The organism is Paenibacillus sp. Soil750 (assembly GCF_001428045.1).
Taxonomy (GTDB): domain Bacteria; phylum Bacillota; class Bacilli; order Paenibacillales; family NBRC-103111; genus Paenibacillus_E; species Paenibacillus_E allorhizoplanae.
Genome location: NZ_LMSD01000043.1, coordinates 73,024 through 87,263, shown reverse-complemented (window position 1 = coordinate 87,263; position 14,240 = coordinate 73,024). Strand labels below are relative to the sequence as shown.

17 protein-coding genes are annotated in these 14,240 nt (G+C 41.1%); all 17 read right to left on the bottom strand.

The window, feature by feature from the left end; genetic code table 11:
• Positions 1-14 precede the first annotated feature (14 nt).
• The 17 genes from proS to ASL11_RS33255 all read right to left on the bottom strand — a co-directional run bounded on the left by proS (position 15) and on the right by ASL11_RS33255 (position 14,238).
• Complete coding sequence (proS, locus tag ASL11_RS33335; RefSeq protein WP_056625030.1) at positions 15-1,463, bottom strand: proline--tRNA ligase; 1,449 nt, start codon at positions 1,461-1,463, stop codon at positions 15-17.
• 21 nt (positions 1,464-1,484) lie between these two features.
• The gene (gene rseP, locus ASL11_RS33330) at positions 1,485-2,744 is read right to left on the bottom strand and encodes an RIP metalloprotease RseP (RefSeq protein ID WP_056625028.1); all 1,260 of its coding nucleotides are present in this window, start codon (positions 2,742-2,744) and stop codon (positions 1,485-1,487) included.
• Between the two features lie 274 nt (positions 2,745-3,018).
• Positions 3,019-4,164 (bottom strand): 1-deoxy-D-xylulose-5-phosphate reductoisomerase, encoded by a 1,146-nt coding sequence (locus ASL11_RS33325; RefSeq protein WP_056625025.1) that lies wholly within the window; start codon positions 4,162-4,164, stop codon positions 3,019-3,021.
• 23 nt (positions 4,165-4,187) lie between these two features.
• Entirely contained in the window at positions 4,188-4,982 is a 795-nt protein-coding gene (locus tag ASL11_RS33320; protein WP_056625020.1) for a phosphatidate cytidylyltransferase, read from the bottom strand.
• Positions 4,983-5,057: 75 nt separating this feature from the next.
• Entirely contained in the window at positions 5,058-5,831 is a 774-nt protein-coding gene (locus ASL11_RS33315; protein WP_082596048.1) for an isoprenyl transferase, read from the bottom strand.
• Positions 5,832-5,899: 68 nt separating this feature from the next.
• Positions 5,900-6,454, bottom strand: coding sequence for a ribosome recycling factor (frr, locus tag ASL11_RS33310; protein ID WP_056625017.1), 555 nt, complete (start codon positions 6,452-6,454; stop codon positions 5,900-5,902).
• A 3-nt stretch (positions 6,455-6,457) separates the two neighbouring features.
• A complete protein-coding gene (gene pyrH, locus ASL11_RS33305; RefSeq protein WP_056625013.1) occupies positions 6,458-7,183 on the bottom strand; it encodes a UMP kinase in 726 nt (241 codons plus the stop codon).
• Positions 7,184-7,274: 91 nt separating this feature from the next.
• Positions 7,275-7,925 carry a translation elongation factor Ts gene (tsf, locus tag ASL11_RS33300; protein ID WP_056625011.1) on the bottom strand — a complete coding sequence of 217 codons (651 nt, stop codon included), beginning with the start codon at positions 7,923-7,925 and terminating at the stop codon, positions 7,275-7,277.
• Positions 7,926-8,042: 117 nt separating this feature from the next.
• The gene (gene rpsB / locus ASL11_RS33295) at positions 8,043-8,741 is read right to left on the bottom strand and encodes a 30S ribosomal protein S2 (protein ID WP_056625008.1); all 699 of its coding nucleotides are present in this window, start codon (positions 8,739-8,741) and stop codon (positions 8,043-8,045) included.
• A 248-nt stretch (positions 8,742-8,989) separates the two neighbouring features.
• Positions 8,990-9,505 carry a hypothetical protein gene (locus ASL11_RS33290; protein WP_056625005.1) on the bottom strand — a complete coding sequence of 172 codons (516 nt, stop codon included), beginning with the start codon at positions 9,503-9,505 and terminating at the stop codon, positions 8,990-8,992.
• Positions 9,498-10,079 (bottom strand): hypothetical protein, encoded by a 582-nt coding sequence (locus tag ASL11_RS33285; RefSeq protein ID WP_056625003.1) that lies wholly within the window; start codon positions 10,077-10,079, stop codon positions 9,498-9,500. Before ASL11_RS33285 ends, ASL11_RS33290 begins: the two co-directional genes overlap by 8 nt.
• A gap of 25 nt (positions 10,080-10,104) precedes the next feature.
• Positions 10,105-10,425 (bottom strand): hypothetical protein, encoded by a 321-nt coding sequence (locus tag ASL11_RS33280; protein ID WP_056625001.1) that lies wholly within the window; start codon positions 10,423-10,425, stop codon positions 10,105-10,107.
• A gap of 18 nt (positions 10,426-10,443) precedes the next feature.
• A complete protein-coding gene (locus tag ASL11_RS33275; RefSeq protein ID WP_056624998.1) occupies positions 10,444-11,859 on the bottom strand; it encodes a DUF342 domain-containing protein in 1,416 nt (471 codons plus the stop codon).
• A 28-nt stretch (positions 11,860-11,887) separates the two neighbouring features.
• Positions 11,888-12,676, bottom strand: a complete 789-nt coding sequence (locus tag ASL11_RS33270; RefSeq protein ID WP_056624996.1) for a FliA/WhiG family RNA polymerase sigma factor — start codon at positions 12,674-12,676, stop codon at positions 11,888-11,890.
• 19 nt (positions 12,677-12,695) lie between these two features.
• Positions 12,696-13,127: a hypothetical protein gene (locus ASL11_RS33265; protein WP_056624993.1), complete on the bottom strand. Its 432-nt coding sequence runs from the start codon at positions 13,125-13,127 to the stop codon at positions 12,696-12,698.
• Positions 13,127-13,621, bottom strand: coding sequence for a chemotaxis protein CheD (locus ASL11_RS33260; RefSeq protein ID WP_056624992.1), 495 nt, complete (start codon positions 13,619-13,621; stop codon positions 13,127-13,129). Before ASL11_RS33260 ends, ASL11_RS33265 begins: the two co-directional genes overlap by 1 nt.
• Positions 13,618-14,238 carry a chemotaxis protein CheC gene (locus ASL11_RS33255; RefSeq protein WP_056624989.1) on the bottom strand — a complete coding sequence of 207 codons (621 nt, stop codon included), beginning with the start codon at positions 14,236-14,238 and terminating at the stop codon, positions 13,618-13,620. The genes ASL11_RS33260 and ASL11_RS33255 overlap by 4 nt, the downstream gene beginning before the upstream one ends.
• Positions 14,239-14,240: the final 2 nt, after the last annotated feature.

The window sequence follows — 14,240 nt, the reverse complement described above, 5'->3', positions numbered from 1 at the left end:
GCCCTTGATTGTAATTAATAGCTTCGACCAAAGACAACTGTATGCTTGGCAGGATCGCCACACACAAGACAAGTCGATTTGGTTTCGGATGGTGTGAACGGGATATTACGACTTGTTGCTCCTGTTTCTTCCTTCACTTGCGATTCACAAGCGTTAGATCCACACCAGCCAGCCAAGGCAAATCCGCGTTTCGTCTCCAAGAATGTCTTAAACTCATCGATCGTATCTACCGCAATATAATGCTCGTCACGGAATTGCTTCGCTTTATCATACATCTGCTGATGAATCTCAGCAAGTAAATTTTGAACTTCTTGCACGAAGTCAGACTGTTGAACAATTTTCTTTTCTCCACTAACGCGAGAAACAAGAACGACTACGCCATTTTCCATGTCGCGAGGACCTAACTCTACGCGAATTGGAACGCCGCGCATTTCGTACTCGTTAAATTTCCAACCTGGGCTTTGATCAGCACGATCATCCACTTTAACGCGAACGCCAGCTTTCTTCAGATCCGCAAACAACTCGTCAACCCGCCCAATTACTTGTTCACGCGTCTTCGGTGGTCCAATTGGAATCATGATAACTTGCGTAGGTGCAACCTTCGGTGGTAATACTAATCCCCGATCATCCCCGTGAACCATAATAAGTGCGCCAATTAAACGTGTACTAACTCCCCATGAAGTTGTATGTGCAAATTGGTGTTGATTCTCACGATCTAGGAATTTGATATCAAAGGCAACAGCGAAATTCGTTCCAAGGTAATGAGAAGTCCCTGCTTGAACAGCTTTGCCATCCTTCATCATGGCTTCAATTGAAAAAGTATCAATGGCACCAGCAAACTTCTCTGAAGGCGTTTTTTGACCTACAATTACCGGGATCGCTAGGAAATCTTCCGCAAATTGACGATAGACATCCAGCATTTGCATCGTTTCGCGGCGAGCATCTTGCTCATCTTCATGCGCAGTATGACCCTCCTGCCACAAAAACTCAGTTGTACGGAGGAACGGCAACGTGCGTTTCTCCCAACGAACTACGTTTGCCCATTGGTTGATTAACAAAGGTAGATCACGATAGGAGTTAATCCACTCGGCGTACATATGCCCAATCATCGTTTCAGATGTAGGACGGATAGCCAAACGCTCTTCTAACTTCTCTCCACCTGCCTCAGTAACCCAAGGAAGTTCTGGATTAAAGCCCTCGACATGTTCTTTTTCCTTTTGGAAAAAGCTTTCTGGGATAAACAATGGGAAGTACGCATTACGATGACCCGTTTCTTTAAACTTGCTATCCAACTCACGTTGAATATTTTCCCAGATTTCATAACCATCCGGTTTAAAAACGATACACCCTCGAACCGGGGAGTAACTCATTAAATCTGCTTTCTTAATAACATCTATATACCATCGGGAGAAGTCTTCTCCTTGTGGTGTAATTTCTTTAACAAATTGCTTTTCGTTTGACATAAACCCTCCCACAGATTAAGACTAACCCTTAATCAATCGTAAAATATCATTGTATGTAACAGCTACCATCAACAGCATCAGGAGTGCAAATCCAACAAAATGAACCATACTCTCTCGGTTCGGGTCTATCGGTTTACCTCTCAATGCTTCTAACCCCATGAACAGCAGACGACTTCCGTCTAGCGCAGGGATAGGCAATAAATTAAAAATACCTAGATATAAACTTAATGTGGCAGCCCAAGAAATTAAGTATGTCAGTCCCATTTTAGCAAACTCAGCAGATACTTGAGCAGTTCTCACAGGCCCACCAAGATCATCTAATTTGAATTGAAGCATAACTAATTTTTGCAGACCAGTCACGATTCCAATGGTAGTACCTACTACCTGATCATAGGTTCCTGTAAATACTTCACCCAATGTTGCACTTCTCCGGTCACCGCTTATGACAACACCAAGCTTCCCAGCTCCTGCTTCCATTTCTGGTGTTACTTGAAGTGTAATTGGATTACCTGCACGATCGATCACCCATGTCATTGGCTTTCCAGCAGAAGATTGTATCGAGGTAACTAGTTTCTCCCTATCATCCCCAATAGGCTGCTTATCAATGGACATAATGATGTCGCCTTTCTGAAGACCTGACTTCTCACCAGCTTTACCAGCAAGAACAGAATCCAGCTTCACATTCGTGAACACACCAGACATAATCACGACAATGAAGAACAAGACAATCGCCAAGATAAAATTCATTACTGGTCCCATAACGATAGCAATGGCACGTTTCCCTACGGATTTTGAGCCGAATTGACGATCATATGGAGCTATTTGGGTTTCTGTTCCCTTCGTCACCATCATGGCTTGTGGATCAATTGGGTAAGTCACTTTCTCACCGTCAACATCGAGGGATAAGCGAAGTGTTCTCTCTAAATCAATTTGTTCCACGACACCCATGATGACGTTAGAACGACGATCTAATTGATCTAGATATAAAAATGTAACTTCGTTCTGTTTGTTTAATTTAATTGCAACCGTCTGTCCATGATTAACTTGAACGATTTCTGGGTCTTCACCTGCCATGCGGACGAATCCACCAATTGGTAAAATCCGTAACGTATATCGGGTCTCCCCTTTTTTATATGAAAAAATTTTGGGACCGAAGCCAATCGCAAATTCACGAACTAAAATACCTGCACGTTTTGCAAAGTAAAAATGACCCCATTCATGAATCGTAACAAGAACGAAAAACAGCAGAATAACCTTTAAACCAACTTCAATAGCCGACAAGTCGTATTTCCTCCTTCGGGTTTTCTTCAGAAAACTACCTTATGTAGCAATGACCCGACGCTTTCGGTAAATGTGTCTACCTTCTAAGCATCTACTTCAGATCAGCTGTTCTTGTTCTTAGATTACCACTATTGAACGGCTGAATACAAGCTATGCTCGTAAAGGTCATTATACGATCTAAGTGAAATATATAGACTTTGCTTTACAACCTCGGTTGTCGGAAATTGAAAAGAAGAGCTGAGCCATGCAAGCTGACCTCATCTCTTCCTGACATTTAGAAACGGATAGACGCTGCAAACGATCTAGCCCATTGATCCTGTTCGTGAATAATCTCAATTGTAGGATTAGCATATGACTCATGTTTTTGCAATGAAGCTTCGATAATATCTTCAATTTGTAGAAATGAAATGTCACCCTTAAGGAAACGAGCCACCGCAATCTCATTAGCAGCATTATACACAGTAGGGGTAATTCCACCTTGTTTACCACTTTCAAATGCCATGCGCAAGCAAGGGAATCGCGTATAATCCATCTCACGGAAATGAAGTTTACCGATTGCGGCTAAGTCTAATCTTGTTGTTGGCGTTGAATAGCGATCTGGATACGTTAACGCATACTGTATGGGAACCCTCATATCCGGATTACCTAACTGAGCGATGACACTATAATCAACAAATTCAACGTAAGAGTGGATGACACTTTCCGGATGAAGCAACACTTTGATATCCTCATAAGCTAACCCGAAAAGCCAGTGTGCTTCCATTACTTCAAGTCCTTTATTCACCATTGTTGCAGAATCAATGGTGATTTTGGCGCCCATCGACCAATTCGGATGCTTTAGTGCATCCTCCACGGTTACACCTACGAGTTGTTCACGCGTACGATCACGGAATGAGCCACCTGAAGCCGTAATCGTGATTTGGGCAATTTGAGAACGCTTCTCACCATTTAAACATTGAAAAATTGCAGAGTGCTCGCTATCTATCGGTAATAAGGCAACACCTTTACGAGCTACAGCTTCAGTTACAATGTGACCCGCACTCACTAAGGTCTCCTTGTTGGCTAATCCAATATCTTTTCCTGCTTCAATCGCGGCTAAAGTTGGTCTTAATCCTTGACTCCCAACCAATGCGCTTACAAGCAAATCCGCATCTGTCGCAGCTGCGACCTCCAACAATCCGACTTCACCATAAAGAACTTTAATGTTTGATGGTATTTGCCCAGCAACAGTTTCAGCTAATTCCTTCGTAGCAACAGAAACGAGCTTTGGTCGAAATTGGTTAGCCTGCTCAATGACAAGATCACTGTTGTACCCTGCTGATATCGCCTCGACCTGAAACTTTTCTGGCGAATGCTGTACAAGATCCAAGGTTTGAGTTCCAATGGATCCTGTCGATCCCAAGATGGCAATTTTCTTCATATGTTCAACCCCGCTCATGAGAATTAGTTAGGAATCAAATTGAGCAGATAGATAAAGGGGAAAACAATTAACCAACTATCCATCCGATCGAGTACACCACCATGACCTGGCAGCAAAGTTCCAGTGTCTTTAATTCCTTTAACACGCTTATAAGCGGATTGAATTAAATCACCAATTTGTCCTACTACTGCAATAACAAAGCCTAATAAGAGTGATTTCCCTACACTTAAGAGATCCGGTGCGTACAATGCAAAGCATACGGCCAAAATCATCGCAATAACTACTCCGCCAAGTGCTCCTTCAATCGACTTCTTAGGGCTTATTTGTGGCCATAAAGGATGCTTACCTAACTTCGAACCGACAAAATATGCGCCTGCATCTGATGCCCAGATACAAACGAACACCATGATCGTCCAAAATAATCCATTATCCGCCAAGCGAGCCTCGATCATATAGTTAAAGCCAAATCCAATGTAAACGACACCTAGTAATATCACAGATACTTGATCAATCGTTATTTTGTTCTTGGAAGCAACTGTTATGAAAAGCAACAAAAACATGGCAAACCAAATAACGGCTGTAAATGAAATGGTCCATGTTATACCTAACAACCCCCAAGGGATCGTTAAACATAAAAGTGCTATGAGGCCAGCAACAGCTGTGAGTTTAAAAGGCATATAACCATTCATTTGTAAGTACTCGCGATATCCGATAATTGAAACGAGTACGATTAATCCTGCATACCACAAATCACCAAGAACTAGAAGAGTAATAAATGCTAGACCCGCTATAACGCCTGTTATGATCCTTTGTTTCAAGTTGAATCCCCCTAGATGAACAACGTTTATCTCTAAGACTTCCTTTTTAGTGAAAAACGATTACACAATCAGATGTTAAATACCACCGTATCTTCTTGCGCGGCGCTGATATTCAGCAATGGCTTGCATAAATAACTCCTCTGTGAATTCTGGCCAATAGGCATCTGTGAACCATAATTCCGAATAAGCTAATTGCCATAGTAAAAAGTTGCTCAATCGCAATTCTCCACTTGTACGAATCAACAAATCGGGGTCAGGTAAATCTGACGTTAACATATAGGATGAAAAGAGTGATTCATTCAACTCATCCGGGTTCAAGTTTCCGTTTTGCAGATCCTTCATCATATCTTGGACACCTGCAATGATTTCCTTACGTCCGCCGTAATTTAAAGCAAAATTCAAAATAAGACCCGTGTTATCTTTCGTACGCTCGATCGCACCTTCTATAGCTTTCAGCGTATAGTCAGGTAGACCATCTTTCCACCCCGTCATTCGAATACGCACATTGTTCTGAATTAATTCTTCAATTTCCAAAGGAAAAAACTCTTGAGGAAGCTTCATTAGAAACTCGACTTCTTCTTTGGGGCGTTTCCAATTTTCCGTTGAAAAAGCATACATGGTTAGTACTTTGACACCAATATCATTGGCTGCCATTGTAATCTTCTTTACATTTTTCATGCCCGAATGATGACCTGCTACGCGAGGCAAGCCTCTTTGTTTGGCCCATCGACCATTTCCATCCATAATTATCGCAACGTGCGCAGGTACTTTGTCCAGCTCTATATCCGCTGCTGTTGCATTTGCTGGCTTGCGTGTTGGATTTAACCATTTCTTAAATAGCTTGAGCACAGTTGTTCCTCCCAACTAGGGAAAGATGAAAAACCCCCAGCAAATGAATACCCGGGGGCATATCTATCTTATACTTCCATGATTTCTTTTTCTTTAGCAGCCAAAACTTTCTCAACTTCAGCTACGAATTTATCAGTAAATTTCTGAATGTCCTCTTGATGCTTACGGGATTCATCCTCAGAAATACCTGCTTTCTCAAGCTTTTTAATTTCGTCATTCGCATCACGGCGAATATTACGAATTGCAATTTTGGCTTCTTCGCCAAATTTCTTCGTCATTTTCACCAAGTCACTACGACGCTCTTCAGTTAATGCAGGAATAACAATACGAATAACAATTCCATCATTGGATGGAGTTAAACCTAAATCGGACTTCATAATTGCCTTCTCAATAGAAGACATAGAGCTCTTATCCCATGGTTGAATGAGAAGAGTACGTGAATCTGGTGTTGTCAAATTAGCTAATTGATTAACAGGCGTCATTGCGCCATAGTATTCCACTTGAATACGATCTAATAATGATGGTGTTGCACGTCCCGCACGAAGAGAAGTCAAATCCCTTCTAAGTGCTCCAATTGCTTTGTCCATCCGATCTTCTGCGTTCTTCTTCACTGATTGAGGCATGGTTTATACGCTCCCTTTAACTGTAGTCCCAATTTTATCGCCAAGGACCACTCGTTTGATATTCCCTTTTTCCGTGATATTAAATACAACCAACGGAATGTTGTTATCCATACAAAGGGAAGATGCAGTGGAGTCCATGACACCAAGGTTATTGCTTATAACTTCCATATAGGTTAACGTTTCGAATTTCTTCGCTGTTGGATCTTTGAATGGATCAGCTGAATAGACGCCATCCACTTTATTTTTGGCCATAAGAATAACTTCTGCTTCAATCTCTGCAGCTCTCAAGGCAGCCGTCGTATCCGTCGAGAAATAAGGATTACCTGTTCCCGCGGCGAAAATAACTACTCTACCTTTTTCAAGATGGCGCATAGCTCTCCTACGTATGTAAGGTTCAGCAACTTGTTGCATAGTAATGGAGGACTGGACTCTTGTTGGCACCTCTAGGTTTTCCAATGCATCCTGCAAAGCAAGTGAATTCATGACAGTAGCTAGCATTCCCATGTAATCCGCTGTCGCACGATCCATCCCTTTCTCACTACCCGCGATTCCACGCCAGATATTCCCGCCGCCAACTACGATAGCAACTTCAACATTTAACTCTACAACATCCTTCACTTGTTGAGCAATGGAAGTAATCACTTCTGAATCAATGCCATATCCCTGCTGTCCGGCTAAAGCTTCGCCGCTCAATTTAAGCACTATTCTTTTATAAAAAGGTTGACCCAACTTGTATGACCTCCGTTTCCATGCGTAACTCCATGTCTTTAAGGGCTAAAAAAGAAGGAACACCAAGTGTTCCATCTTTTTTGAATGCCTATTATAGTTTAACTTGGGACATAACTTCTTCCGCAAAGTTTTCTTGTTTTTTCTCAAGACCTTCACCAAGTCCGAAACGAACAAAACGACGAATGGAGATGTTCTCACCGATTGCAGCGATTTTCTCATTCAACAATTGGTCGATAGTTTTGTCTGGATCTTTAATGAATGCTTGCTCCATTAAGCAGAACTCTTCGTAGTATTTACCAATACGGCCTTCAACCATTTTGTCGATGATTTTCTCTGGTTTACCTTCGTTTAAAGCTTGGTTACGAAGAATTTCTTTTTCTTTTTCCAAAGCTTCTGTTGGAACTTCTTCACGACGAACATACGATGGGTTTGCTGCAGCGATGTGCATAGCAATGTCTCTGCAGAACGTTTTGAATTGCTCTGTTTTACCAACGAAGTCAGTTTCACAGTTGATCTCAACAAGAACGCCAACTTTACCACCAGCATGGATGTAAGATTCTACAGCGCCTTCTGTAGCAATACGTCCAGCTTTGTTAGCTGCTGCAGAAAGACCTTTCTCACGAAGAAGTTCTCCTGCTTTAGTGATATCGCCGTTTGCTTCTTCAAGTGCTTTCTTGCAATCTAACATACCTGCACCTGTTTTTTCACGTAACTCTTTTACTTGTGCTGCTGTAACTGCCATTAGAAGAAACCTCCTGTTAAATGTTTATTGTTTATATGTAACACTAGTTTATTCTTTAAAAAAAGGGTGGTGACAGGCTGTTACACCTTCCAACCACCCTTTTCACATTGCTATAATTTAAGCTGTTGTTTGCTCGCCTTGGTGTGCTTCGATAACTGCATCAGCAATTTTCGCTGTTAACAATTTAACTGCGCGAATCGCATCATCGTTACCTGGAATCACGTAATCAATCTCGTCTGGATCGCAGTTTGTATCAACGATACCAACGATTGGGATACCCAATTTACGAGCTTCTGCTACAGCAATACGCTCTTTGCGAGGATCGATAATGAAAAGTGCACTTGGCAAACCTTTCATGTTCTTGATTCCGCCTAGGAATTTCTCAAGACGCTCTTTCTCTTTGCGAAGAATGATAACTTCTTTCTTAGGAAGAACTTCGAAAGTGCCATCCTCTTCCCATCTTTCAAGAGTTTTCAAGCGATCGATACGTTTTTGAATTGTTTGGAAGTTAGTCAATGTACCACCCAACCAACGTTGGTTGATGAAGTACATGCCACAACGTTCTGCTTCTTCAGCAACGGAATCTTGGGCTTGTTTCTTAGTTCCTACGAAAAGAATTGTACCATTGTCCTCGGATACGGATTTAACAAAGTTGTAAGCTTCCTCAACTTTTTTAACCGTTTTTTGAAGATCGATGATGTAAATACCGTTTCTTTCAGTAAAGATATACTTGTCCATTTTCGGGTTCCAACGACGTGTTTGGTGACCGAAATGTACGCCAGCTTCTAAAAGCTGTTTCATGGAGATAACTGCCATCCCCAATCCCTCCTCTAAATGGTTTATTTGGTATCCGCCGCCCCTCGCATCTTTGCATAAAACCTACCGAAGTAAGCACCATTATGCAAATTGACGGGCGTGAGTTTTTAACACCGTGAATAAATATACCACAACTGAAAACAAGGTGCAACCTTTTATCCTGAATGTCATTCTTCCCTTGAATTGGATAGTTTATGTATAAGCAAACAAAAAAAGATCTCTATATAAAGATCCTTTTCCTACAATGATTATTGAACTGTAATAAGATTCGTTACAAGTGTTGGCATATCCATTTTACCTTCAAACTCATGGTATCCAACTTGAATTTTGGTGTTGCCACCTTGTTTATCAAGCTCAGTAATGAATGCCTTACGATCCGAAATTACACCTGCTCTAAACAATAAATCAGCTACTGTAGAAGCATCTAAGTTTTGCTGAACATAAACGACGATCTTAGAAGAAACTGCAGGCGGGGATGCTTTAGGCTGATCTTGTGGTTTACTTGCTGCTAATTTATCCGTTTCTTCTTTTAGCTTCTTCTGGACGGCTGAATCTAATTCGGCTTGAGTATACATTTTCACATTTTTCTCAAGTACTAAATAGTATTTAGAGGCCTCTTCCTTGAGCTTCTGAGGATCCATCTCCTCCAACGATATACCTGACTTGCTCGGGCTACTTGGACGAATCAGCATCACTTGAAGAAGAATAGCGCCAACAATAATACCTACCCCAATACCAGTAACTAAGGCTCTATTTTTAAACACGGGTCCTTTCCTCCTGTCTTGAAAGTTGAAGGATCAAACTGACCTCGCCTTTATTCATACTAAGCTTTTTGGCAATAGCCTCCACGCTTTTCCCTTGATCATGTAAAGTAAACAATTCAGAATATCTGCTCTTCATACTTAAACCCACATAAACTGGCTCCTCAGGAAGAAGATCAGGAGCACTCTCGATTACGTTTACGGTAGCAGGAATATCATGATTAGGTGCGTTCAGAGCACTAAGCATCTCCGCAGGAGAAAGAACTGGCGGTTGATTCACATGAAGAGTCGTAAGCTCTTTGGACAGCTCGTGCTTTTGGCGCTCCAAGGTTTCCAAACGGCCTGCTAACTTAGCAAGCTCCACTTCATAATCTTGTTTTGTCTTTGAAAATAGATCAAGCATCGCTTGATTTTGTTCATCCATCTCAGCGGCGAAATGTTCTATCGTATCTTCGATTTCCTGCACAACCGTAGCATTTGCGGATGAAGCCGTCGTTTGTTCCTTCGGTATAAATCTCGCATAAACAATCATCACAAGACCAAGAAGGATGACATAGAGCACCGGCTGCATAACCATAAAGTTCACCTTTTCCTATAGCAAGTTAGAGGGAGAAGTCAATATGATGACCTTTATAAGGATGGTCCGGTTGGTGTTCCGGATCCGTAGAAAGATTATTTAATTGCCCTCTTGTCTTACCTTTACCTATTTGCGTTTTTTTCTGTTCACGACGATCTAAGATATCAGCGCGTCCACTCTCTTCTAGTTTGCTTGTCCGCCCTCGATCACGTTCCGTCGTTTGTATAGCTTGATTTTCTAGAATCGTTCCATCTTGCCGCGGCTTCTGCATCATATGATTCTGCTTTATACCAGCCTCATCGTTCTTGTGTACAGCGAATTGTAAATCGATGGCTTTGAAACTCATCGTCTACTTCCTCCTCACTTACACATTTGCACTCATGACAATATCGCCGTCACTTAATCGGAAAGTCATTCGGTTCGTTGGATCTTTAATAAATTTCGTGTAACGACCAATGACAATTTTGCTGCCACCATAAATCGTCGAAACAACTTGAACCTTTGCATTCTCAGAATCCTCTAGAGATTTCTCAATTTCCAAAATACGTTCCTTAATCGATACTTGTTCATCTACCGACTGCTTCTTCGTATTATTAAGTTTGATACGCATGGCAAGTTTATCAGGACTGAGCTGACCCGCTGCAGCTAATTGATCCAACAAAGTAAGCGCTTTACTCGTCTTCTCCATATTCTCACTTAGTATTCTTAGTTGATTACGAAGTTGAATCATTTCATTACGCAATTCTGGCAAAACACCTACCTCAACAACAGTTGCAGTAGACATTGAATTCCCAATTGTTCGAGCCGTAACGCGTTCTCCAGCTTGAATTGTCCCGCCTACGATTAAACCTTTTGCACCCACACAGTTAACACTTCTACCCGCTCTCACCGTCGAATGCATGATACTTTGGGAAACGTTTAGATCACCAGACACTTCAATCGTGGCATCTTGGATGAAAGAACTCTTCACATTCTTACCAGCTTTGATCAAAGCTTTATTTTGCCCTACAATACCTGCCGAGATTTCAATCGATCCTTCTGCTTCAAGCTCTGCGGCTTCAACACCACCGGTCACACGAATGTCTCCAGCTGCTCGAATCTTGAATCCAGGTAGAACATTCCCTCTAACAACAACTGTACCGATGAAATCAATATTACCAATATTATAATCGACATCCCCATTAATCTCGTACACAGGGAATACGTTTATTTTATCCCGATCGGTTCGGACTACCATGCCATCAATTGTTGCGTATAGCCCCATCTGCTCCGCATCAGTTACAACATTTTTACCTACTTTGAATCTAGCTTCTTTACCTGACTTTGAAAAGAGCGTTTCGCCAGTAACTGCACGACCAGGTGTACCGGCTGTAGCTAAAAAGCGCTGACCAATCAATTGCCCTTTTCTAACATTATGAATGGATACAACTTCTTTATAATTGACCCGGCCGTCTTCCAGCTCCAAAGGTTTTTTTTCGTTGTCATCGAAGTCAAAAGATAATTTAATATATCCATTTTGACCATCTACCTGTTTAGTTCCCGTGGCAATTAATGTCTTTTTAAGAGAAAATGATTTAGGATTAGCTGCAATTTCTGCAAGCACTACTTGATTTACTCCATGAATAATACGATTTTTTTGAACCAGGTCTAATAATTGCCCAACTGAGACTTTAAACGTATCTTCAGTATTACTGATAAGTAAATGAGCAGATAACTTGTCATCTGACACAGTAATACTTATGAAGAAATCCAAAGGCATGTTCCCTTCACTCACGGACATACCACCTTTCCATACTTTCAGAATAAGTTTAATTATCTTGAAAAAGTTGATTTTTAAATCGTCCGAGTACACCTTTAAGTCTTAAGATCGCTTTAGAATGCAATTGAGAAATGCGAGATGGTGATAAACACATGACCTCAGCAATTTCACTTAATGATAACTCTTCGAAATAAAATAGTGATACAACGGTTCTTTCTTTTTCTGTCAAACGATCTATTGCTTTCGCCAATGATTCTTTCAAATAAAACTCGTTTACTTGAGACTCTGGGTTCTTGGCTTTCTCATCAACAATGAGGGATAATCTTGTCTCTGATTCTTCTTCGCGTATGGGATCATCAATCGAACAAATCGTCGTAATAGAAATATCCTGTAACATTTGTTGAAAATCTTGCTCACTAATTTGTAAAAAAGTGCTTATCTCCGAATCTGTAACTGATCGTAGATATTGTTGTTCGAGCTTTTGATAAGCGTCTTCTACTTTTTTAGCTTTTTCTCTAACTGACCTTGGAACCCAATCCCCTTGACGTAAGCCATCAATGATTGACCCGCGAATTCTCCAAGAAGCATAGGTTTCAAATTGTAAACCCCTTGCATAATCAAACTTCTCAATAGCATCAATTAATCCCATAACTCCAAAGCTAGATAAGTCATCTTTGGATACACTTTTGGGAAGACCAATGGCTAACCTGCCTGAGACATACTCCACTAAGGGTAAGTAGTTCTCTATTAGAGCTTGTCTAGCCGCAATAATACCTTGTTCTTTCCACTGTTTCCATAAATCAATATTTGCAAGCTGAACTTGCTTTTGATCAATCATGATTAATGATACACCATCCTTAATCTTCAGACATTCGCCTCAAGGCACCCGCCAGTTGTTCAGGGTCCAAATTATTCTTGGTGACTAGCTTAGGTGGATTCAATGGTGAAAATTGCATATCATTAGATTGTGCATCTTTTGTCTGATTCGTGTGGTTCGACTTCATTAGTTGACGTGTTTCTTCATCCTCATCGGGTGTACTTAGATCTAAGTTCTGACCAACCGCGGATGAGGAGTTCTCGAGTATAGAATCCTCCAGTGAAGAAACAGGTCCAATTAATAATCCTAATACCCATCTAAATCCAAATGTGACAACGAATAAAATGAGAAAGCTATATCCTGCTTTAATACAAGATGATAAAAATAGATTATTGTCTATCGATAAGGCAAACGTAAAAATTCCAGCTAACAAAGCTACGATGAGATTAATTCGAATAGTACCAATCATCATTAAATTTCCTTTACTCCTAATTGAACACTACGAATCTGGAGGATACCTGTCGCACAAAAGAACTCAATCGTACGACCATAATTAGCTCCTGTATCCTCTGCCAGAATAGGAATCTTGTAACGATTCAACATTTCTTTACAAGATTCTACATTCCTCGGTCCAATTCTCATCGTATCATTATTTCCGGCAAATGCAAACATTTGAGCACCACCAGCTAGCTTGGCTTCAAGCTTACTTATATTGGCTCCTAGCTTTTCCATTCTCGAAATTAGCTCTGGAATAGCTGTATCTGCATACTTCGCTATGTTCAATGAACCTTCTCGCGCTATTTCAGATGAAGGCAGCATGACGTGAGCCATTCCTGCTACTTTTGATCGGCTGTCGTATAGGGTAACACCTACACATGAACCCAATCCTGTTGTCTTCAAAACTCCAATTTGATGAGCAACATTCAAGTCAGCCATACCTACTTTAATTAAGTTTTCTAGCGTCATGGAGAGACTACCCCTAATGCCGAAAAGATTTTACCAAACGATTCCGGATCAGGGATTAAGAAAAAGTGCCCTTGCACTTCATTCTCCCCTTCCAAGAATTTAGTATCAATGAGAAGAGCCTGGTCTCCCATTTGACCAAATTGCAATAAACCATAGCTTAAAATTGCACCAGCCATGTCGATCGCCAGCGCTGGAACCGTCGGCTGCATATTTAAATTCGTAAAATCAGCAAGCGAGGATAAATAAGAACCGGCAAGGATGTTTCCAATTTCATTCAGTGCTGATAATTCTAACTCTGAATATTCTTCTTGATCAGTAATGGATAAACCAACCAAATCATGAAGCATGTTTTTGGCAGCATCCAAGTCAAGAATGAAAAACATATTTCCCGGAGCATCCCCTTCTACACGTAAGAAGATGGCTAGTACGACTGTCTCAGCCCCACCGACGCTTTCGCAAATTTCTTCGAAAGGCAACATTCTTACTTTTGGTACCAACATATCGATCGGCTTATCCAGTAAGGTAGAAAGCGCAGTTGCTGCATGCCCTGCGCCAATATTACCTACTTCCTTAAGCACATCTAATTGAAAATCCTCTAATTGGCTAAAAACGTCCACAA

Bases quoted from the DNA above. Each gene is read 5' to 3' on its own strand.
- proS (WP_056625030.1), bottom strand. From the start codon at position 1,463: ATGTCAAACGAAAAGCAATTTGTTAAAGAAATTACACCACAAGGAGAA.
- ASL11_RS33325 (WP_056625025.1), bottom strand. From the start codon at position 4,164: ATGAAGAAAATTGCCATCTTGGGATCGACAGGATCCATTGGAACTCAA.
- frr (WP_056625017.1), bottom strand. From the start codon at position 6,454: ATGCCTCAATCAGTGAAGAAGAACGCAGAAGATCGGATGGACAAAGCA.
- tsf (WP_056625011.1), bottom strand. From the start codon at position 7,925: ATGGCAGTTACAGCAGCACAAGTAAAAGAGTTACGTGAAAAAACAGGT.
- rpsB (WP_056625008.1), bottom strand. From the start codon at position 8,741: ATGGCAGTTATCTCCATGAAACAGCTTTTAGAAGCTGGCGTACATTTC.
- ASL11_RS33285 (WP_056625003.1), bottom strand. From the start codon at position 10,079: ATGGTTATGCAGCCGGTGCTCTATGTCATCCTTCTTGGTCTTGTGATG.
- ASL11_RS33280 (WP_056625001.1), bottom strand. From the start codon at position 10,425: ATGAGTTTCAAAGCCATCGATTTACAATTCGCTGTACACAAGAACGAT.
- ASL11_RS33275 (WP_056624998.1), bottom strand. From the start codon at position 11,859: ATGTCCGTGAGTGAAGGGAACATGCCTTTGGATTTCTTCATAAGTATT.
- ASL11_RS33270 (WP_056624996.1), bottom strand. From the start codon at position 12,676: ATGATTGATCAAAAGCAAGTTCAGCTTGCAAATATTGATTTATGGAAA.
- ASL11_RS33265 (WP_056624993.1), bottom strand. From the start codon at position 13,127: ATGATGATTGGTACTATTCGAATTAATCTCATCGTAGCTTTGTTAGCT.
- ASL11_RS33260 (WP_056624992.1), bottom strand. From the start codon at position 13,621: ATGACGCTAGAAAACTTAATTAAAGTAGGTATGGCTGACTTGAATGTT.